General features: G+C 62.1%; 20 protein-coding genes. 10 read left to right on the top strand and 10 right to left on the bottom strand.

The window, feature by feature from the left end:
* Window positions 1-53: 53 nt before the first annotated feature.
* Together ACMDB8_RS10535 and ACMDB8_RS10530 are read left to right on the top strand one after the other, a co-directional pair.
* Window positions 54-1,322: an OmpP1/FadL family transporter gene (locus ACMDB8_RS10535; protein ID WP_409079414.1), complete on the top strand. Its 1,269-nt coding sequence runs from the start codon at window positions 54-56 to the stop codon at window positions 1,320-1,322.
* Between the two features lie 50 nt (window positions 1,323-1,372).
* The gene (locus tag ACMDB8_RS10530) at window positions 1,373-2,047 is read left to right on the top strand and encodes a DUF3313 domain-containing protein (RefSeq protein WP_056723678.1); all 675 of its coding nucleotides are present in this window, start codon (window positions 1,373-1,375) and stop codon (window positions 2,045-2,047) included.
* A gap of 148 nt (window positions 2,048-2,195) precedes the next feature.
* On the opposite strand, the gene ligD is transcribed toward ACMDB8_RS10530, so the two are convergent.
* Together ligD and ACMDB8_RS10520 are read right to left on the bottom strand one after the other, a co-directional pair.
* Window positions 2,196-4,232, bottom strand: coding sequence for a DNA ligase D (gene ligD, locus ACMDB8_RS10525; RefSeq protein WP_409079413.1), 2,037 nt, complete (start codon window positions 4,230-4,232; stop codon window positions 2,196-2,198).
* A 207-nt stretch (window positions 4,233-4,439) separates the two neighbouring features.
* Entirely contained in the window at window positions 4,440-5,168 is a 729-nt protein-coding gene (locus ACMDB8_RS10520) for a tellurite resistance TerB family protein (protein ID WP_409079412.1), read from the bottom strand.
* Window positions 5,169-5,426: 258 nt separating this feature from the next.
* Between ACMDB8_RS10520 and pcsA the strand changes: the two genes are divergently transcribed.
* On the top strand, window positions 5,427-6,149 hold the full coding sequence (pcsA, locus tag ACMDB8_RS10515) for a phosphatidylcholine synthase (protein ID WP_409079411.1): 723 nt from the start codon (window positions 5,427-5,429) through the stop codon (window positions 6,147-6,149).
* Between the two features lie 2 nt (window positions 6,150-6,151).
* Window positions 6,152-6,538, top strand: a complete 387-nt coding sequence (locus tag ACMDB8_RS10510; RefSeq protein WP_409079410.1) for a DUF488 domain-containing protein — start codon at window positions 6,152-6,154, stop codon at window positions 6,536-6,538.
* Window positions 6,539-6,667: 129 nt separating this feature from the next.
* Here the strand turns inward: ACMDB8_RS10510 and ACMDB8_RS10505 are convergent, their stop codons facing one another.
* Window positions 6,668-7,480: a class I SAM-dependent methyltransferase gene (locus tag ACMDB8_RS10505; RefSeq protein WP_223542434.1), complete on the bottom strand. Its 813-nt coding sequence runs from the start codon at window positions 7,478-7,480 to the stop codon at window positions 6,668-6,670.
* Between the two features lie 44 nt (window positions 7,481-7,524).
* Complete coding sequence (locus ACMDB8_RS10500) at window positions 7,525-7,794, bottom strand: DUF4242 domain-containing protein (RefSeq protein ID WP_056723667.1); 270 nt, start codon at window positions 7,792-7,794, stop codon at window positions 7,525-7,527.
* 179 nt (window positions 7,795-7,973) lie between these two features.
* Here ACMDB8_RS10500 and ACMDB8_RS10495 point away from each other — a divergent pair, with 179 nt between their 5' ends.
* Window positions 7,974-8,966 carry an AraC family transcriptional regulator gene (locus ACMDB8_RS10495; protein ID WP_223542435.1) on the top strand — a complete coding sequence of 331 codons (993 nt, stop codon included), beginning with the start codon at window positions 7,974-7,976 and terminating at the stop codon, window positions 8,964-8,966.
* Between the two features lie 9 nt (window positions 8,967-8,975).
* Here the strand turns inward: ACMDB8_RS10495 and ACMDB8_RS10490 are convergent, their stop codons facing one another.
* The 3 genes from ACMDB8_RS10490 to ACMDB8_RS10480 form a co-directional block, all read right to left on the bottom strand.
* Complete coding sequence (locus ACMDB8_RS10490) at window positions 8,976-10,193, bottom strand: cytochrome c biogenesis protein DipZ (RefSeq protein WP_409079409.1); 1,218 nt, start codon at window positions 10,191-10,193, stop codon at window positions 8,976-8,978.
* Between the two features lie 160 nt (window positions 10,194-10,353).
* The gene (locus ACMDB8_RS10485; RefSeq protein WP_223542437.1) at window positions 10,354-10,566 is read right to left on the bottom strand and encodes a hypothetical protein; all 213 of its coding nucleotides are present in this window, start codon (window positions 10,564-10,566) and stop codon (window positions 10,354-10,356) included.
* Window positions 10,567-10,614: 48 nt separating this feature from the next.
* Window positions 10,615-10,878 (bottom strand): DUF2790 domain-containing protein, encoded by a 264-nt coding sequence (locus ACMDB8_RS10480; protein ID WP_223542438.1) that lies wholly within the window; start codon window positions 10,876-10,878, stop codon window positions 10,615-10,617.
* Between the two features lie 297 nt (window positions 10,879-11,175).
* On the opposite strand from ACMDB8_RS10480, the gene ACMDB8_RS10475 reads away from it, so the two are divergent.
* Both ACMDB8_RS10475 and ACMDB8_RS10470 read left to right on the top strand, forming a co-directional pair.
* Window positions 11,176-11,916 (top strand): response regulator, encoded by a 741-nt coding sequence (locus ACMDB8_RS10475; protein ID WP_056723657.1) that lies wholly within the window; start codon window positions 11,176-11,178, stop codon window positions 11,914-11,916.
* Window positions 11,913-13,223, top strand: coding sequence for an ATP-binding protein (locus tag ACMDB8_RS10470; RefSeq protein WP_056723655.1), 1,311 nt, complete (start codon window positions 11,913-11,915; stop codon window positions 13,221-13,223). Before ACMDB8_RS10475 ends, ACMDB8_RS10470 begins: the two co-directional genes overlap by 4 nt.
* A 1,011-nt stretch (window positions 13,224-14,234) precedes the next feature.
* Here ACMDB8_RS10470 and ACMDB8_RS10465 read toward each other — a convergent pair.
* Both ACMDB8_RS10465 and ACMDB8_RS10460 read right to left on the bottom strand, forming a co-directional pair.
* The gene (locus ACMDB8_RS10465; protein ID WP_413966572.1) at window positions 14,235-14,990 is read right to left on the bottom strand and encodes a DNA-binding domain-containing protein; all 756 of its coding nucleotides are present in this window, start codon (window positions 14,988-14,990) and stop codon (window positions 14,235-14,237) included.
* A gap of 3 nt (window positions 14,991-14,993) precedes the next feature.
* The gene (locus ACMDB8_RS10460) at window positions 14,994-15,824 is read right to left on the bottom strand and encodes a DUF692 domain-containing protein (RefSeq protein WP_409079307.1); all 831 of its coding nucleotides are present in this window, start codon (window positions 15,822-15,824) and stop codon (window positions 14,994-14,996) included.
* 346 nt (window positions 15,825-16,170) lie between these two features.
* Here ACMDB8_RS10460 and ACMDB8_RS10455 point away from each other — a divergent pair, with 346 nt between their 5' ends.
* Entirely contained in the window at window positions 16,171-17,217 is a 1,047-nt protein-coding gene (locus ACMDB8_RS10455) for a class I SAM-dependent methyltransferase (RefSeq protein WP_056723650.1), read from the top strand.
* A 122-nt stretch (window positions 17,218-17,339) separates the two neighbouring features.
* Window positions 17,340-18,182, top strand: a complete 843-nt coding sequence (locus ACMDB8_RS10450; protein ID WP_409079306.1) for an NAD-dependent protein deacetylase — start codon at window positions 17,340-17,342, stop codon at window positions 18,180-18,182.
* Between the two features lie 114 nt (window positions 18,183-18,296).
* Here ACMDB8_RS10450 and ACMDB8_RS10445 read toward each other — a convergent pair whose 3' ends face one another.
* Window positions 18,297-19,199 (bottom strand): LysR family transcriptional regulator, encoded by a 903-nt coding sequence (locus tag ACMDB8_RS10445; RefSeq protein WP_056723646.1) that lies wholly within the window; start codon window positions 19,197-19,199, stop codon window positions 18,297-18,299.
* 210 nt (window positions 19,200-19,409) lie between these two features.
* On the opposite strand from ACMDB8_RS10445, the gene ACMDB8_RS10440 reads away from it, so the two are divergent.
* On the top strand, window positions 19,410-20,108 hold the full coding sequence (locus tag ACMDB8_RS10440) for a CoA transferase subunit A (protein ID WP_046043267.1): 699 nt from the start codon (window positions 19,410-19,412) through the stop codon (window positions 20,106-20,108).
* Window positions 20,109-20,121 lie beyond the last annotated feature (13 nt).

Here is a 20,121-nt window from a genome sequence, read left to right as displayed (position 1 = left end):
GTGGCTGGTGCAGTCCACCCGTATTCGAAATGGACAATTGCTGAGGGATTTCAATGCCAATAAAAACAGCTGCCCTGCCCACTTCTGCGCTTCTTGCCCTGTGCTGCCAACAAGCCTGGGCCGGTGGCATCATGCTCTATGAAATCGGCACCGATAACGCCGGCCTGGCCAACGCCGGTGCCGCCGCCCGTGCCCAAGGCCCCTCGACCATCGCCAGCAACCCGGCGGGCATGAGTTTTCTGCCGGGCACGCAAATCACCGGTGGCTTGCAGGTGCTGTACGGCGACCTGAGCTTCGACCGCGACTCCGGCACCAACACCCCGGGCACAGGCAGTGGCAATGCCCTCGATCCGATGCCCGGCGCCAGCTTCTTCATCAGCCATGAACTCGACGAGCACTGGAGCGTCGGTTTCGGTTCCTATGGTGACTTCGGCCTGGCGCTCAATTACGACAACGACTGGTCCGGCCGCTACTTCGCACAAAACTCCAGCCTGCTCGGCTTGTCACTGGTACCGAGCGTGGCGTATCGCTTCAACGAGCAGTGGTCGGTCGGCCTCGGCGTCAAGGCCATGTACGGCATGTTGCAGGCCGACACCGCCATCGACCGCTCCCCTTTCGGCTTCACTGACCGCGCTGACGGCCAATACAAGTATCAGGACAACACCTGGGGCTATGGCGCCAACGTCGGTGTGATCTACGCCCCGCAACCCGGCACGCGCATCGGCCTGACCTACACCAGCCAGGTCGACCTGGACTTCAAGGACAGGCTTGATGTGAAGGGCGACGGACGTCTGCTCGACAGAGTCAACAACACCAACACCGAACTGGACATGAAGGTGCCGCAAACCGTCACCCTGAGCCTGTTCCAGCAACTGGACCGACAATGGGCACTGCTGGCCTCGGCCAACTGGCAGGACTGGTCGGAATTCGGCGACATCGCCGTAGAGGTCGACACCACGGCGTTCGGCTCGCAATCGAAGACCGTCGACGCCGGCTTCAAGGACACCTGGCACCTCTCCCTTGGCACGCAATACCAGGCCACCGAGCAGTGGTTGTGGAACTTCGGCGTGGCTTACGACAGCAGCGCCGTCTCGGACAGTAACCGCAGTGTAGTCGTGCCGATGAACGAATCCTGGCGTATTGCCACCGGGGCCACCTATGCTCTGGACAAGGACACCGATGTCAACGTCAGTTGGGCCATGGTCTGGCTCGGCGACATGCCGGTTGAGCAGACCAAATCCGTATCGGGCAATCGAGTATCCGGTCAATTCGACAATGCCTGGATTCAAGCCTTGAGCGGAAACATGACCTGGCGATTTTGATGTCTTGTAAACAAAAGAACGAAGATTTCTTCCAAGGAGTAAACACCACTATGAATCTGTCCCGAAAACTGCTCGTCGGCGCCACGCTGGCCAGTCTGCTGCTAGGCGGTTGCACCTCGAAAGTGACTGAGAAAGAGCAATACTCAGGCTTCCTGTCCAACTACAACAACCTGCAGGAAGTGGAAACGCCGAGCGGCGGTACCGTGATGCGTTGGGTCAGCCCTTCGTGGAACCCGAATGCCTATGACACCGTGGTGTTCAATAAACTGGAGCTCTACCCTGCGCCAAAACCCGATGAGCGGGTCAACCAGCAAACGCTGACCGACATTCAGAACTACATGACCAACAAGGCCAAGGCCACCCTGGGTCAGAAGTATCGCGTAGTGACCAACACCTCATCCGCACCGGCGGGTTCTCGTCCCCTGATCATGCGTGCGGCAATTACCGGGGTGAACGCCGAGAACGAAGGCATGAAGTGGTATGAAGTGGTTCCCATCGCGGCCGTCGTCGGCGCAACCCAGGCCGCCACCGGCCACCGTGACCAGGAAACCACCCTGTTCATCGAAGCCGAGTTCGTCGACGCCAGGAGCAACCAGACCGTAGCCAAAGCGGTGCGTAAGGTGTTCGGCACCGAACTGAAAAACGAAAGCCAGCAGATTACCGCCAAGGACTTCAAGGCGGCGATCGACAAACTGGGTACCGACTTCCAGGCATTCCTCAAGTAACACCTGCCTTTGTGGCGAGCGAGCTTGCTCGCGCCGGGCTGCGTAGCGGCCCCTGGACTGTCGGCAACGACATGTTTTGCGACTGCTGCGCAGTCGGGAGCGGGAGCAAGCTCCCTCGCCACAGAGGTTCCCCTCCTGACCCTTGCGGTCACTTCTTCATCCCCACCCGCCGGCGCATCTCGGCAGTGATCGCTTGTCGGGTTCCGGGCATCTGCGCCCACGGCCCATCCCCGACTTCAGCCAGACGTTCATGCACGTTGTGCAGGTTCCATTGATTGGCACCCTTGAGTTCGGCCACCTCTTCGCGCCAGATCGGCATCGACACCGGCAACCCTTCGCGGGTACGTACGGCGTAGGCGCAAATGGTGGTCGCCCCCAGGCCGTTGCGCAGGTAATCGATAAAGATCCGTCCGACCCGGTTCTTCGGTCCCGACACCGCCGAAAAACGCTCGGGCAACAGCTTGGCCATGTGGTTGACAATGGCATGGCTGAAATCCTTGACCTCGTCCCAACCGAGCTTGCGGGTCAACGGCACTACCACATGAATGCCCTTGCCGCCGCTGGTTTTCAGAAACGCCTTGAGCCCCAGTTCATCCAGCACCGACAGCGTCAGTTGCGTGGCCTCGACCATGCGCTTCCATGGCAGCGCCGGGTCCGGGTCAAGGTCGAGGACAAAACGGTCCGGCTTGTCGAGTTTGTCAGACGTCGCATTCCAGGTATGCAGTTCCACGGTACTCATCTGCACCGCGCCAACCAGCGCCTCGGCATTGTCGATGAGCATCATCGGCTGGCCAGTGAGTTGTTTGTCCAGCATGGTGATGCCGGGGATCGCCAGGTGCTCGGCGTTTTTCTGAAAAAACAGCTCGCCAGCGATGCCGTCCGGGGCACGCACCAGCGCCACCGGACGATCCTTGAGTTCGGGCAGGATCCACTCGGCGACACTGGCGTAGTACTGCGCCAGTTGCAGTTTGGTCGTGCCGCTGGCGGGGTCGATCACCCGGTCCGGGTGAGTGATGCGGACCTTGCCGTCCTCCAGACCGATCTGTGAGGGGGCAGGCGCGGTTTTCTTTTGCGTGGCTGCGGGCTTTGCCGTGCCGGTTTTTTTCTCAGTGGAGGTTTTCACGGTACTCGCACGCTCCTCGGTGATGGCTCGGGCCGGTTTGTCCTTGCGCAGACCATGGAACACGGCATGGCGTACCGAGCCGTCCCTGGTCATTTCAGCGAAGGCCACTTCCGCCAGCAGCCTGGGTTTGAGCCAGTGCACATCCCTGGCCTGCGAACCGACGGGTGGGTTAACCACAGGCGGCTTTTTCACCTGCAACGGCTTGAGTTGTTCATGGAGGCTGCGCAAGGTCGCCTCGTTGAACCCGGTGCCGACCTTGCCGGCGTAGCGCAACTCGCCGCCATCGCGGTCATGCAGCCCCAGCAGCAATGCCCCGAAGGCATGACGCGAGCCTTTCGGCTCGGTGAAGCCAACGATGATGAATTCCTGCCGTTGCTGGCATTTGAGCTTGATCCAGTCACTGCTGCGCCGGGAGAGATAGGGCGAACCCAGACGCTTGCCGATCAACCCTTCCATGCGCATCTGGCAGGCGCTGTCGAGCAAGGCCCGGGGCTCCTGGCCAAACGACTCGGAGAAGCGCAGCAACGGATCTTTATTGGCCTTGAGCACGGTCGCCAGCGCGGCCCGACGCTCTTCGACCGACACCTCGCGCAGGTCCACGCCATTGAGGTACGGCAGGTCGAACAGGTAGTAGAGAATGCCGTCGCTGCGATCCTCTTCGAAGGCGTTTTGCAGCGCCTGAAAGTCCGGCACACCCTGTTCGTCCATCACCACCATTTCACCGTCGAGCCACGCCGATTCCAGGCCCAGCGCGGCCAGGGCCGCGGCCTGCCCCGGCAGTTTGTGGGTCCAGTCGTGGCCATTGCGGGTGATCAGCTTCACCTCGCCGTGGTCGATGCGGGCCATGATGCGGTAGCCGTCGAACTTGATTTCGTAGCTCCACGGGCCGTCGGGGATTTTTTCCACCAACGTCGCCAACTCAGGCTTGAGCAACTCGGGTAGCCTGGCTTTGCGCGCACCGGTGAGGGGCGATGATGTTCCCGGGCGTGAGCGCTTGGCGGCGGCCCTGGAGGTCGCCGAAAAGTCACCCAGGCGGTTGTAATCATCGAGGTTGCGGGGCATGGCTTACCTGCTTCACGCCAGGACGTCGAATGCAAACGTCTTCTAATCAAGCAGAGCCAGCGAGCGGCGCAATAATTCAATCAACGTTGAAAAAGCCCGGACGGACGGGCTTGTAGCGCGGGGTACGGCCGGTGTTTGCGCAGGTTGACCGAGTCATCGTTCTTCGCGAGCAGGCTCGCGAAGCTTTACCAAGGCGGATGCACCCTTTCAGGCAGTACCCTTGGCCTGCTGTTCCAGATGCAATTGCAATAGCGGGTCGATCTGCAACGCCGCAGCCAGTTCATCCAGGTAGTTGCGCTCGGCGTCCTGCTGGTCGTCCACCAGCATCACACTGGCCAGGTACATCTCCGAGGCCATGGCCGGGTCGGTGGCCGATTGCGCCACTTCATTGGGGTCCAGAGGCTTGGCGACCTCGTCGTCCAGCCATTGCTGCAATTGCGGATCGTCGGTGTGACGGCCGATTTCAGTGCTGATCATGTGCTTCTCGGCTTCGTCGATGCGGCCATCGGCCTTGGCCGCGGCGATCAATGCCCGCAGGATCCCATGGCTGTGCTCCTCGGCCTCCGGGCCGGCCAGCAAGTCCACGGTCCGTGGCGCTTCTTGCGGCGCCGACGCCTGACTGCGTTGCCAGGCCTGGTACGCCTGGAACGCCATCATGCCCAGGGACGCCAGCGCCGCATAATTAGTGCCGCCAGCGGAGCGACTTTGCGGTGCACCGCCCATCGGCGAACCACCACCGAGCAAGCCACCGAGCAAATCGCCCAACCCAGCGCCACCACCGCCACTGCCTGCACCAGCACCACCACCCAACAAGCCGCCGAGCAATCCACCCAGGTCGCCGAGCCCGCCTTGGGCCGACGAGCCACCGCCCCCCTTTTGCGCCATCGAGCCCTGGCCGGCGCGCAGTAATTGTTCGAGCAGATCGCTGGTGTTCATGGCAGTTGTCCTCTTGAAGGGCGTTTATCCAGTCAGGCAACGATAGCCCCCGCCGGCGAATGTGCCAGCACCGTTGGGCTGACCCGCCCGCGCTACCGCGGATTGCTCCGGAGTATTTCCTGGCGGCGCAGCTAAGATTCACAGGTGGTGAACCTTATTCCCGCAAACCCGGTCGATACCTGCAACCCGACCCGGTTTGCCACCGCCCCCATACGCGGGGCGACAACTGGCTTGCTTCATTCACTGGAGAACGCCCCCGTGATTTCAACCCTGTACATCGCCAGGCTCAAAGCATGGGGCGCCCATGGCTTTACCGCCACTGGCGTGGTCACCGCTTTCCTCGCCACCCTGTCCCTGCTGGATAACCAACCGACCCATTGCCTGCTGTGGCTGGGTGTCGCCCTGATCGTCGACGGACTGGACGGTGCGCTGGCACGCAAGGTCAACGTGCAGTCGGTGTTGCCGAGCTTCGATGGCTCGATCCTCGACCTGGTGATCGACTACCTGACGTACGTGTTTATCCCGGCACTGTTCATCTACCGCTACATTCCGTTGCCGGACTACACCCTGCTGCTGAGCGTGTCGCTGATTCTGGTGTCGTCGCTGTTCTGCTTCTGCAACGTCAACATGAAGAGCACCGACAACTACTTCCAGGGTTTCCCCGCCGCCTGGAACGTGGTCGCCCTGTGCCTGTACATCATCGCCCCGCCGCCGTGGATCACCTTCGCCACGGTCATCGGCCTGGCGCTGCTGACCGTGACCCGGATGAAATTCCTGCACCCGTTTCGCGTGCGCCGGTTCATGCCGATCAACATTGCGGTGACAGCCATCTGGTTGCTGTGCAGCCTGTCACTGGTGCTCAACCATCCACGGATCAATCCGTTGGTAATGGGCTTGTGGTTGCTGATGTCGGCGTACTTCCTGGGCATCTGCCTGTGGCGCACGGCGCTGGAGTGGTTCGACGAGTCGGGGCTCAAGTAGCCATGGCGGTCCATATCGTTCAACTCGGATCACCCCGTCGGCCTGACGAAGGCTTGCGCCTGGGCACGGTACGCCGCCCTCCACGCGGCGTACCGAAAACCGAATTCGCCCGTCGGGACTTTTATGATGTCTGGCAACCGCTGCTGTCGCCCAGTGCCGAGTTGGTGGCCGAGGCCAAGGCTGCACAGGATGCCAAGGCCTGGGAGGTGTTCCGGCGCAAGTTCAAGGCCGGGATGAGCCAGCCCGCTGCCAGTCAGATGCTGGACCTGCTGGCCGCGCTGTCCCACCAGACGTCCCTGGCCGTGGGTTGTTATTGCGAGGATGAAGCGCATTGTCACCGGTCGGTGTTGCGCGAGTTGCTGCAAGCCCGTGGTGCCCTAGTGATTTAGAGGCAATGACCACCACACAACTCCTGTGGGAGCTGGCTTGCTCGCGAATGCGGTCTTTCAGTCGAAGATGCTGTGGCTGACACACCGCTTTCGCGAGCAAGCCCGCTCCCACATTGGACTTGTGGTAACTCAACGCCGCGTAATCACCACCTCCAGGTATTCACTCGGCACCACCAGCGACTTGTCGCCCGCCCGGTTCATCCGGTTGATCAGCTCGCTCAGGTCCCTCTCCAGTGCCTTGGCGCCATCCGCGGGCAGCGCGGCGAAGGCCTTGTGCACCGGCCCGTACCACTGGCGGAAGGTGTCGATGAAATGCGCCGCCGAGCGATAGCGGAAATTGAACGTGCGGCGTGTCACCTGAAGCAGGAATTCACGCTCGTCGAAATGCTCGCGCAGCCAGGCTTCGCTGCCCCAGCGGGAGGGCGGATTGGCGCCCGGAGGGGGTGGCAGGTGTTGGCCCAGGGTCTTGAACATCTGGCCGACGAAACCTTCCGGCGTCCAGTTGGCCAGGCCGATCCGCCCGCCCGGGCGACAAACCCGCGCCAGTTCCGCGGCGGCCTTGGGCTGGTCTGGCGTGAACATCACGCCGAAGGTCGACAGCACGGCATCAAAACTGCCGTCGGCAAAGGGCAAGGCTTCGGCATCGGCGACCTGGAAGGAGACCTTCAGGCGTTCTGCCCGGGCCCGTTCTTCGCCGCGTTCGAGCAAGGCGGCGACATAGTCGGTGGACGTCACCTGGCAGCCACGGCGGGCAGCCGCGAGGGTTGCGTTGCCGTTACCGGCGGCTACGTCGAGCACGCGCTCATCGCACAACAGGTCGCAGGCTTCGGCCAGTTGCTCGCCGACGATCTGCAGGGTGGTGCCGATCACGGCGTAGTCACCGCTGGCCCAGGAGGCCATCTGGCGGTTTTTCAAGGCAGTCAGATCAATGGGTGTACTCATGGAAACGGTCTCTGGTTTGAAACACGAGTCGGGTCCGGTCGCGGTTACTCCGCCGTCGTCGGATCGATGATATTCATGACCTGGGAAATGCGGTTGGCGGGAAAACCACTGATCCTGGCGTGCTCCCGGATCTGCTCCTCGTTCGGCGAGATGTACACGCAGTAGAGTTTGTCACCGGTGACATAGCTCTGCAGCCACTGCACCTCTGGCAACTCACGCAACGCCTGGCAGGACTTCAGCGAAGCGGCTTTCAAATCCCTTTCCGACAATGCTCCGGCGCCCTGGATCTCGCGTTCAATCACGAACTTCGGCATGGCAACCTCTCTTTTCTTGTTCTGGGTAGCAGGGCCGGTATTGACCCCGTAGACAAACTATCGTCCTGACGGGCGCTGGCGTCCTGTCCGATCGTCGCCCAACCCTGCCCGATCGTCCGGAGATTCCACGTAGCGCGCAGGCGCGCTCACAATCAGGAACCTCCCACGGGGAAACCCCAATGGACGCTCTGTCACAGACCCTGCGCGTCGTGCACCTGGTCGGCGCGATCTTCATTAACGCCCGGTTCACCGCGCCCTGGTGCTACCAGTCGCCCAGCGCCGATACGGCGGCGCCGTTCCTGGAACCCGATGCGGAACGAGTGGTGATCTTTCACCTGATCACCGAGGGTGAGTGCTACGTGGAATTGGGCGATGCCCCGCCGCTGCTGCTGAGTGCGGGCGACGTGGTGATCTTCCCCCAGGGCGATGCCCACCGCATGTGCTCCCGTCCCGGGTTGCCCCCGGCCACGGGTGCGCGACTGGATGCGGTGCTCGCGCGCCGCCCTCGGCAGTTGAGTTATGGCGGAGGTGGCGCGGTCACCCGGTTGGTGTGTGGTTACCTGGCGTGCGACACGCGCCTGGCGGGCATGTTGCTCAAGGGCTTGCCGGCCGTGGTGCGCGTCAATGTACGCGGTTCGGATGCCGGTATCTGGCTGGAATCCTCCGTGCGTTATGCCCTCGCCGAAGCCCGCTCGCCTCGCCCTGGCGGCGAAGGGGTATTGGCCAAACTGGCCGAAGTGCTGTTCATCGAAGTGTTGCGCCTGTACATGAACGAACAGGGCGAAGGCCGCACCGGCTGGCTGGCCGGCGTGCGCGACCGCATCGTCGGCGCCGCCCTCAACGCCTTGCACAAAAAGCCCTGCCACGCCTGGACGCTGGACGAACTGGCGCGCACCGCCAGCACCTCAAGATCGGTGTTGGCCGAACGCTTCCAGCAACTGGTGGGGGTGTCGCCGATGCAGTACCTGACGCAATGGCGCATGTTGCTCGCCGCCAACCTGTTACGCAGCAGCAACAGCTCATTGACGCGCATCGCCGAAGAAGTGGGTTACCAGACCGATACCGCTTTCAGCCGCGCCTTCCGTCGCGAGTTCGGTGCGCCACCGGCGGCGTGGCGGCGCGGCCAGGAGAAAAAAATCATGGCCCACGAGGCAAGACCTGTGAGCCATTGATCGAGCCAATTACGCCGTTGGCGCGCTTGCCTTGGCCTCCTCCAGCAACTGCTGAATCATCTTCTCCTGAGTGTCATAACTACCCTCACCGAAGTGGGTGTAACGCATCTGCCCCTTGGCATCGATCAGGTAGTGCGCCGGCCAGTACTGGTTGTCGAAGTTGCGCCAGATCGCGTAGTTGTTGTCGATCGCCACCGGGTAGGTGATGCCGTACTCCTTCACCTTGGCCCTGACGTTGTCGATGATGCGTTCAAAGCCGTATTCGGGCGAGTGCACGCCGATCACCACCAGCCCGTCCTTTTCGTACTTCTTCGCCCAGTCCTTCACGTACGGCAGGGTGTGCTTGCAGTTGATGCAGTCGAAGGTCCAGAAGTCCACCAGCACCACTTTGCCTTTAACGGCCTCGTTGCTCAGGGCCGGCGAGTTGAGCCAGTCCACCGCGCCGGACAGCGAGGGCATGGCGCCCTGGGCGCTGTCCATGGTGCTGTCGGCCTTGACCTTGCTGACCAGGTAGTCGACGACTTTCGGCACGGTTTCCAGCACGCCTTTCTCCACGCTACCGACACCTTGCGAGGAGGTGTTGGCCAGCAACAGGTCATTGGCCCCCGTTGCAATCACCGCCGCACCGGACAGCACCGCAACCCCGGCGCCACGGCGCAACCAGCCAGTGACCGGAATCGACGGTTTCAAGCGATTGACCAGGCCGCGACCGGCAAAGATCAAGGTGCCCAGGGACAGCGCACTGCCCGCGCCATAGGCCACCAGCAACAGACTGGTGCCGGCGTTCGCGCCTCGCAGCATGGCGCTGGTGAGAATCACCCCGAGGATCGGCCCGGCGCAGGGTGCCCAGAGCAGCCCGGTGGCGACGCCGATCATGATCGAGGCCAGCGGCCGGGACATCTTGCGCGAGTTCGGGTCGATGCGATTGCCCAGCAGCACGAAGGGCCGCGCCAGCCATTCACCGACCCGGGCGGAAATCAGCGACAGGGCGAACAGCACCATCACCACCAGCGCGACGTGGCGGCCGGTATTGCTGGCCTGGATCACCCACTCGCTGCTGACCACGGCCAGGCTGGAGACCAGGGCAAAGGTCAGGACCATGCCGCCGAGGGTCAGCAGGATCGAGGAACGTGTGCGGTCGGCCCCGGCAAACAGGAAGGGCACGACCGGCAGGATGCACGGGCTGAGGACGGTCAATATGCCGCCCAGGAAAGCGATGAGTAACATGGGATCACCTGATGCAGGTTATAGGGCGACACAGAGCCAGTGTGGGAGCGGGCTTGCTCCGGGCGGCGTTCCGACGAAGACGTACTTTCAGTTGATATCAATGTTGAATGTACTGGCCTCTTCGCGAGCAAGCCCGCTCCCACATTGGATTGGGGTGTTCTCAAGCCGTCTGCTCATCCAGCAACTGCCCTTGCGGCGTGCGGCTGGAACCGTCTTGCGCCAACAAGCCCTGGGTATCCTTCTGCGCCACAGGCGTGAGCTGGAAGCAGGTGTTGCCGGCGCAGGCGCTTTGCTCGACAGTGGCGTTGGCATGGGCCGCCGCACCGGCGACGGAAAAGACGATGGCGGTCAGGTAGCGGGAAACGTTGTTCATGATGTCCTTCCTGTTTCAAATGGATCAGGCGGTGGTCGGGCGCGACACTCAGTTTTGCGAGTTGCAGTTGTCAGCGAATTTGCGGTAATCCAGCACTTGGGTCCTGGACTGGGAGTCGAGGTACGTCAGCTGCGCATTCACCACGCCGCAGGAAGGCGTAGCGTCCTCGGTCAGCGACAGCACTTTCCTGATGTCCAGTTGGGTGCCGTAGGTGTAGGTTCTGGGAGCGACATCGGCTTCGGCACGGGCCGACAAGGTGCAGATGTTCAGGGCGGCAAACAGGCAGGCGGCGTAGATGGCCTTGGTGTTCATGGCGGATTCCTCAGGGTTCGACAGGTCGTTGGGCCGAGGCGCTCTGGCTGGCCTCGATGGAACCCATTAAAAGCCTGTGAGGTATCTCGTCTGTGTCGGGAATCGGCGTGAATCAATCGCTGCGTATCAGAACGGCGCCTGGATACACAGGCATACAAAACCGCTGGAAATCGGCTTTTTTGCCTTCGTGTGTATCCGCAGGCAAGCCAGATACACTGCAATACAAAGGGTGGCAGGCGAGCCCGCCCAGGCTCTATAGACTGTGTGGCATTCCCCATTTACCAGAGGTTTGGCCCAATGGATCACGTTGATCACATCCTCATCGTTGACGATGACCGCGAAATCCGCGAACTGGTTGGCAACTACCTGAAGAAAAACGGTCTGCGCACCACGGTCGTGGCGGATGGACGGCAGATGCGCGCTTTTCTGGAAACCACTCCAGTGGACCTGATCGTGCTGGACATCATGATGCCAGGGGACGATGGCCTGCTGCTCTGCCGCGAATTGCGCGCCGGCAAGCACAAGGCCACGCCGGTGCTGATGCTCACCGCCCGCAACGATGAAACCGATCGCATCCTCGGCCTGGAAATGGGCGCCGACGACTACCTGGTCAAGCCATTCGCCGCCCGCGAACTGCTGGCGCGGATCAACGCGGTGCTGCGACGCACGCGCATGCTGCCGCCGAACCTGGTGGTGACCGAAGCCAGCCGCCTGTTGGCCTTCGGCCGTTGGCGCCTGGACACCTCGGCCCGTCACCTGCTCGATACAGACGGCACCATGGTGGCCCTGAGCGGTGCCGAATATCGATTATTGCGGGTGTTTCTCGACCATCCGCAGCGGGTGCTCAACCGCGATCAATTGCTCAACCTGACCCAGGGCCGCGACGCCGACCTGTTCGACCGTTCCATCGATCTGCTGGTCAGTCGCCTGCGCCAGCGCTTGCTCGACGACGCTCGCGAGCCGGCCTACATCAAGACCGTACGCAGCGAAGGCTATGTGTTTTCCCTGCCGGTGGAAATCCTGGGCGATCAATCATGACCCTGGCGCTGCATTGGCCACGCACCCTGGCTTCGCGGCTGTCGCTGATTTTCCTGATCGGCCTGATCCTCGCCCAGGCGCTGTCCTTCGGTGTGCAGTACTACGAACGCTACGAGTCCTCGAAAAACACCATGCTCGGCAACCTGGAAACCGACGTTTCCACCTCCGTTGCCATCCTCGACCGCTTGCCCGTCGATGAGCGAGCCGCCTGGCTCAAACAACTGGAGCGGCGCAATTACAGTTACATGCTCAATGAGGGTTCGCCGGGCACGCCCATGCGCACCGACATGCCCGATGCGCCCATCGCCATTGCCTCGATCAAGGACGCCATCGGCCACGATTACCCGATGACCTTCACCGACATCCCCGGGCCGAAAAAACATTTCCAAGTGCACTTGAACCTGGCCGATGGCAGCCCGCTGACCATCGACGTCCGCCCGGCGATGGTGCCGTTGTCACCCTGGCTGCCCATCGTGTTGCTCGGGCAACTGGCGTTGATGCTGGCGTGCTCCTGGCTGGCGGTGAGAATCGCCATCCGCCCCCTCACCCGCCTCGCCGGTGCCGTCGAAACCCTGGACCCCAACGCGCACCCCGTGCTCCTCGACGAAAGAGGCCCGAGCGAAGTCGCCCACGCTGCCAGGGCCTTCAACTCGATGCAGGCACGCATCGCGGCCTACTTGAAAGAACGCATGCAACTGCTCGCGGCAATCTCCCACGACCTGCAAACCCCGATCACCCGCATGAAACTGCGCGCCGAGTTCATGGACGACTCCAGTGAGAAAGACAAACTGTGGAACGACCTGGGCGAGATGGAACACCTGGTGCGCGAAGGCGTGGCCTACGCCCGCAGCATCCACGGCGCCACCGAAGAAAGCCGCCGCACCGACCTCGACTCGTTCCTCGACAGCCTGGTTTTCGACTATCAGGACGTGGGCAAGGATGTTCAGCTCACCGGCAAGAGTGCGGCCGTCATCGATACCCGCCCCCACGCCTTGCGCCGGGTGCTGGTCAACCTCACGGACAACGCATTGAAGTTTGCCGGTGCTGCTCAATTGCAGGTGGAAAAACGGGCCGATGGCAACCTCTCGATCAGGATCCTCGACCGTGGTCCGGGGATCGCCGAGGAGGAACTCAAGCAAGTGATGGAGCCGTTCTATCGCGTTGAGAATTCCCGCAACCGCAGCACCGGCGGCACCGGGCTGGGGCTGGCGATCGCCCAGCAACTGGCGGTCGCGATTGGAGGGTCGTTGACCTTGAGCAATCGTGAGGGTGGCGGGTTGTGTGCGGAGTTGCGATTGCCGGTGTAGATGTTTTTGGTTCGGGTTTGCGGGTTTACTCGGGACTTGTGGCCACTGAGGATCCCTGTGGGAACGGGCTTGGTCCGGGCGGTGTTCCGACGATGGCTTTGTGTCAGGCGGCATGGATTTTTGAGGGTGTACATATCCGTTTCTGCGGTAACGGCGGCTTATGGTTCCGCCCTTACGGCGGGTCACTTGGAAAAACGGAACGCCGCCCGACCCCAAGTAACCAAGGGCTCTTGCCCCTGACATTCGGTGCCTCGCCTAGGCTCGGCATTCCCTCGCTCCGGTCCTGCTCCGTGGGCCCGCCGCCATCGGCCATCCATGGCCGGGGGCGGCTAACCCGGCATCCATGCCGGGTTGACCACTGCGCAGAACCTGCGCTCGGCCTCACGAGGGGGCGTACACTGTAACAGCGTCCGAGGCGGCCTACCGGCCGACCTGGTTGACGGGGTCGTTCGTCTGGGAGGTACCTGGTCGCCGGTAGACTGCTATCGCGAGCAAGCTCGCTCCCACAAGTACTCAGTACATCAGCAAGATTTCGGTCGGCTGGCAGGCCGTCTTCGCGAGCAAGCCCGCTCCCACAATTGGACCGTGTGCAGCAGCAAAACCAGGTCGGCTGTCAGGCCGCCTTCGCTGGCAAGCCAGCTCCTACAGTTGATCGGCGTACACCCACGCTTTTCACCACTCATCAGGCCGAGCGTTAGCTCGGCAGGCTGAGCGGAGGTGTTCATCCGGGGATGGGCGCGCAGCGCCGTTCGACGCAGTCGAACTCATTGCATGTAGGTCGAAGCGAAGCCGACCGGAGGGCAATGCCCCCGGATGAATACCGCAGCGAAGGAACCCCGAGCCTTAGCGAGGGGCCGTACGTAAGGGGCGAGACCTTTGGTTCCTTTGGGGCGTTTGCCAAAGGGACTCGCCGTAAGGGCGAAACCGCCAGCCGCCGTTACCGCAGCAACGGATATGTACTCAATCAACCAAGAACCTGGTCGGCCCAAAGGCCGCCAAGGTCAAAGCAGATCAAACACCCCCAACAACCCCCTCCCCATGCATCTGCCGCAACAACGCCAACCCACCCACCAGAAACCCCGAATCCCCCACCATCCCCGCCTCCACCGCCAATCCTTGCAACTGCTCATGCCCGGTCAACTCCGGAAACTCACGAATACGCAGCAACAACCGCCACGCCAACGGACTCAACTCAGAAAACCTCACACTCCAATCCTCGGCACGACGCACCAGCAACAAAGTCGGCTGAGCAGGTAAAACGTCCGGCTGATAATCCGGCCCCACCTGCTGCACCGGCCAGGCATAAGCCAACGGCCAGGCCAACGGCGACACCCCCAAGGGCCGATCCAGCAGCAACGCGGCATCACCGCCAACCAGAGGCTCGGCGTCGGATTGTTGCAAGGCCATTTCCACCCACTCGTAATGCGCCAGCTCCACCATGAACGGCGGCCACGGCCCATCGCTCAACGCCTGAGGCCCGGCCGCGAGAAACCCGACAAACTCCTCAGCAATCTCACCAAACTTCGGCGTGCGGGCGCGGTAGTCCCGCAGAAAAATCCGCACCAGCGAACGCCAGTGCTCATTGCCCAGAATCTTCACCAGCACCGGAAAAGTGCCACTGAGCAAGGACGACAGATTGGCAAACACCAGATCGCGATACACCTGCGCCCGGGCAGCGTCCATTTCGGCCGGTGGCGCGAAACGCTCGGGATCACGCAGGTATTGGCCCATGGTGCTTTGCTGCTGATGCAACGATTGCTTCTCCACGGTTCAAACCTCCTGTTGCAAGCGGCGAATGGTCTGCAATTCCGCCACCAGCTCAGCGAACGCCGGAAAGTTGAAATCCCGCTCCAACAAGGTCGGTTGCACACCGAACCGGGCATAGGCCTGGGCCAGCAACGACCACACCGCCGGTTTGACCGAAGCGCCGTGAGTGTCGATCTTCAAGGAATCGGACTCGTCGAAATGCCCGGCAATGTGCATCGCCACCACCCGGCCCGAATCGATGCCAGACAGAAACGCCTGCGGATCGAAACCGTGGTTGATCGAATTGACGTAGACGTTATTGACGTCCAGCAACAGGTCGCAATCGGCCTCACGCAGTACGGCATTGGTGAAGGTCACCTCGTCCATGTCCTGTTGAGGCGCGGCGTAATAGGAAACGTTTTCCACTGCCAGGCGCCGACCAAGGATGTCCTGGGCCTGACGGATACGCGCCGCGACGTGGTGCACCGCTTCTTCAGTGAACGGCAACGGCAACAGGTCATACAGGTGGCCGTCGTCGCTGCAATAGCTCAGGTGCTCGCTGTACAGCGGCACGTTATAATGATCGAGGAAGCTGCGAACCTCCTGCAGAAAACCGACGTCCAGCGGCGACGGCCCGCCGAGGGACAGGGACAAGCCGTGACAGGACAATGGATAGCGTTCGGCCAGGGCGCGCAATGCCGCGCCGTGGGCACCGCCGATGCCGATCCAGTTTTCCGGCGCGACTTCCAGAAAATCGAAATCCCCTGCCGGTGCGGCCTGGAGGTCTTTGAGTAAACCGCGACGCAGGCCAAGCCCTGCGCTGGCCTTGGCTACGGGGGGAATGGATGTCTGCATGGTGTCGATCTCACAAGATGTTCAAGGACGCGAGCCGGTGCCCGCCATGAGACAGAGTTAATCGAAAGGGTGTATCTGGACTGTGTTCGGCTGGGGTCTGAAGTTGCGCGGGACTGTATCGAAAGGCCGGTGGGACACAGTGAGATACATCTCTCCCACAGGGTCGTATAGCGGCAGAATAAACGTTGCTTTCGTCGCGCCAGGCCGCGCGCTACAAGGCCCGGACTAAACTTACTGCACACAGGGCCCGCTTGGTGCCCTGTACATCCCCACGACCACCGCCCAGCGGCGAACGCCTCGCCAGACAATGCCTCTGGACCGTGATCCTGCTAAAGGAGCACACATGATGGACGAGGCCAGACTCAACGATTTCATGGGCAAACTGGTGAATGACATGGGCGGCGCGGCGATGCTCGCCAACGTCATCCTTGGCGAAGAGCTCGGCCTGTACCGGGCGATGGCCGACAGTCAGCCCATCACCCCCGAAACCCTTGCCGAGAAAACCGGCTGCAACACCCGCCTGCTGCGCGAATGGCTCAGCGCCCATGCAGCCTCCGGCTACATGGAACACCGTGACGGCCAGTTCCGGCTCCCCGAAGAGCAAGCCATGGCGTTGGCAAACGAAGACTCACCGGTTTATGTGGCGGGTGGGATTGGCGTGGTCGCGTCGTTTTTCCATGACAAGGACAAACTGGTCAGCGCCATGCGCGGCGACGGCGCCCTGCCCTGGGGCGATCACCACCCGTGCATGTTCAGCGGCACCGAACGCTTCTTCCGCCCCGGCTACAAAGCCCATCTGGTCGCCGAATGGTTGCCGGCCCTCGACGGCGTGGTGGCCAAACTGGAAGCCGGGGCCAAAGTGGCGGACATCGGCTGCGGCCATGGCGCCTCGACGGTGATCATGGCCCAGGCGTTTCCGGATTCACGCTTCGTCGGCTTCGACTACCACGCACCGTCCGTCACCGTTGCCACCCAGCGGGCCGAAGAAGGGGGTGTATCCAGCCGGGCCAGGTTCTTCCAGGGCACGGCGAAAAGTTACCCCGGCAGCGATTACGACCTGATCTGCTACTTCGACTGCCTGCACGACATGGGCGACCCGGTGGGTGCGGCCAAACACGCCTATGAATCGCTGAAGGACGACGGCACGGTGCTGCTGGTCGAGCCCTACGCCAACGACTTGCTCGACGACAACGTCAACCCGGTCGGACGCCTGTTCTACGCGGCATCGACCTTCATCTGCACGCCCAACTCGCTGTCCCAGGAAGTTGGCCTCGGCCTCGGTGCCCAGGCCGGTGAAGCACGCTTGCGCAAGGTGTTCAGCGAGGCCGGCTTCACTCGTTTTCGCCGGGCCACGGAAACGCCGTTCAACCTGATTCTGGAGGCGCGTAAATAATCCTCGCCGTCATCTGTAGGCGCGAGCTTGCTCCGGGCGGCGTTCCGACGATGGTGTGTCAGCTATATTGATGTCGACTGACACTCCATCGCGAGCAGGCTCGCTCCTACAGGTTTCCCGGCATGCTCGACCGCCAGACCCGTGACCAACTCGATCGCCTCCATCAGCTCATGGCGGATCAACCGTTTGCCGTGCTGACCGGGGCCGGTATCAGCACGCCCTCAGGCATCCCGGATTATCGCGACAGCCAGGGCGTGCGACGGGGCCGGCAGCCGATGATGTACCAGGAGTTTCTCTCGGCCCCGGAGTCCCGGCGGCGCTATTGGGCGCGGGCGATGCTCGGCTGGCCGAGGGTGCGAATGGCACAACCGAACGTGGCCCACGACACCCTCGCCCGCTTGCAAGGCACGCGGCAGATCAGCGGGTTGATCACCCAGAACGTTGACACCCTGCACGACCAGGCCGGCAGCCACGACGTGATCGAACTCCACGGCAGTCTGCACCGGGTGTTGTGCCTGGATTGCGGCCAGCGTAGTGAGCGCGACTCGATCCAGCACCTGATGGAAACACAGAACCCGTACCTGGCCGGCGTCGACGCAGTGCAGGCGCCGGATGGCGACACCTTGCTCGACCCGGCCTTCGAGGCACGCTTCCAGGTCCCCCGCTGCCCACATTGCGCCGGGGAACGGATGAAGCCGGACGTGGTATTTTTTGGCGAGAACGTCGCACAGGCCACGGCGGCCAAGGCGATGGCCGCCGTCGAACAGGCTGCCGGGCTGTTGGTGATTGGCTCGTCGTTGATGGCCTACTCGGCGTTTCGCTTGTGTCGGGCGGTGGTGGACCAGGGCAAGCCGTTGATTGCGATCAACCTGGGCAAGACCCGGGCCGATGAGATGCTGGATTTGAAGATCGAGGGGTCGTGCGAGCGGTTGTTGCCAATATTGGCCGAACGCCTCTCTTCCTGATCAACACAGTACCCTGTGGGAGCGGGCTTGCTCGCGAAGAGGGCGGCACATCCAACATCTTTTTTGCCTGACCCACCGCTTTCGCGAGCAAGCCCGCTCCCACAGGTAATGTGATCAGTTCGTGGAGAAACGTTGCCCAAGGTTTTCCTCTTTGAGCACATCAAACAACGCCTGCGCCGCCGCCGACAGCTCTCCCCCCGGCAACGTCAGCACCCCCAGCGCGCGCTCCACCACCGGGTCGCGCAAGGTGATGCAACGCGCCCCCAACTCACGCATCTGTCCGGCACACAAGGCTGGCACCGCGCTCACGCCCAGGCCACTGGCGACCATGCGCCCGACTGTCGCCAGTTGATGGCTTTCAAACTCCACCGGCAGCTTCATGCCCCGGGCCTGCAAGTGTTCTTCGAGCATCACCCGCACCGTCGACGGACGCTGCAAGGTAATGAACGGCTCCTTGAGCAGGGTCTGCCAGTCGATGTCATCGAGTTCGGCCAGCGCCGAATCCAGGGGCACCACCGCGACGAAGCGGTCGATGTACAACGGCGTGAACTGCAGCGACGAACTCTGGGTCGGCTCGAACGCCACCCCCAGTTCCACCTGGCGGTCCCGGACCATTTCCAGCACTTGCTCGTTGATCACGTCATTGACCGTCACGTTGACATTCGGATAACGGGCGCGGAAGGTCTTGAGGATCGGCGGCAGCAGGTTGCCGGCGAACGATGGCATCGCCGCCAGGGTCACGCGACCGCGCTGCAAGGTAAAGCGCTGGCGCAACTCATCCTCGGCATTGTCCCAGTCGGCGATCAACCGGCGCGCCAGCGGCACCAGGGATTCGCCTTCGGCGGTGAGCGCCACATTGCGCGTGGTGCGGGTGAACAAGCGCCCGCCCAGGCCCTCCTCCAGCGCCTTGATGGTCAGGCTCAGGGCCGATTGCGACAGGTGCAGGCGCTCGCAGGCCACGGCAAAGCTCAGGCTCTGGGCCACGGCCAGAAAGGCACGGATCTGCTTGACGGTCATACTCGATTTCTCCCGGCTATTGTAGGAGCTGCCGAAGGCTGCGATCTTTTGATCTTGATCCAAAAGATCGCAGCCTTCGGCAGCCCCTACAGATTGTTGAGTTTTATCTATTAATTAACCTTAAAAATCAACTTAACAAATGAATACTCCAGCGAGACACTCCATCCCATTCGGCTAGCCAGCCGCCCACAAAGAATAAAAGAGGTGCATATGGCAGGTTTCGACAAGCGTGTGAGTTCCTACGAGGAAGCTCTGGCAGGTCTTGAAGACGGCATGACCGTGATCGCCGGCGGCTTCGGCCTGTGCGGGATCCCGGAAAACCTGATCAACGAGATCAAGCGCAAGGGCACCCGCGATCTCACCGTGGTTTCCAACAACTGCGGCGTCGACGGTTTCGGCCTCGGCGTACTGCTGACGGACCGCCAGATCAGCAAAGTGGTGGCGTCCTACGTCGGCGAAAACAAGCTGTTCGAAGAGCAACTGCTCAAGGGCGAAATCGAAGTCACCCTGACCCCGCAAGGCACCCTCGCTGAAAAAATGCGCGCAGGCGGCGCCGGCATCCCGGCCTTCTTCACCGCCACCGGCGTTGGCACCCCGGTCGCCGAAGGCAAGGAAGTGCGCGAATTCCATGGCCGCAAGTACCTGATGGAAGAATCCATCACCGGCGACTTCGCTATCGTCAAAGGCTGGAAAGCCGACCATTTCGGTAACGTGATCTATCGCCACACCGCCCAGAACTTCAACCCGCTGGCGGCCACCGCCGGCAAGATCACCGTGGTCGAAGTCGAAGAAATCGTCGAACCCGGCGAGCTGGACCCGGCGCAGATCCACACCCCTGGCATCTACGTCGACCGGATCATCTGCGGCACGTTCGAGAAGCGCATCGAACAGCGCACCGTGCGTAAGTGATCCCCTGCCCCCG

The sequence above is a fragment of the Pseudomonas monachiensis genome, from assembly GCF_047345015.1.
Lineage (GTDB): Bacteria > Pseudomonadota > Gammaproteobacteria > Pseudomonadales > Pseudomonadaceae > Aquipseudomonas > Aquipseudomonas monachiensis.
The sequence above is the reverse complement of the archived record's forward strand: the minus strand, read 5'-3'. Positions and strand labels throughout refer to the sequence as shown.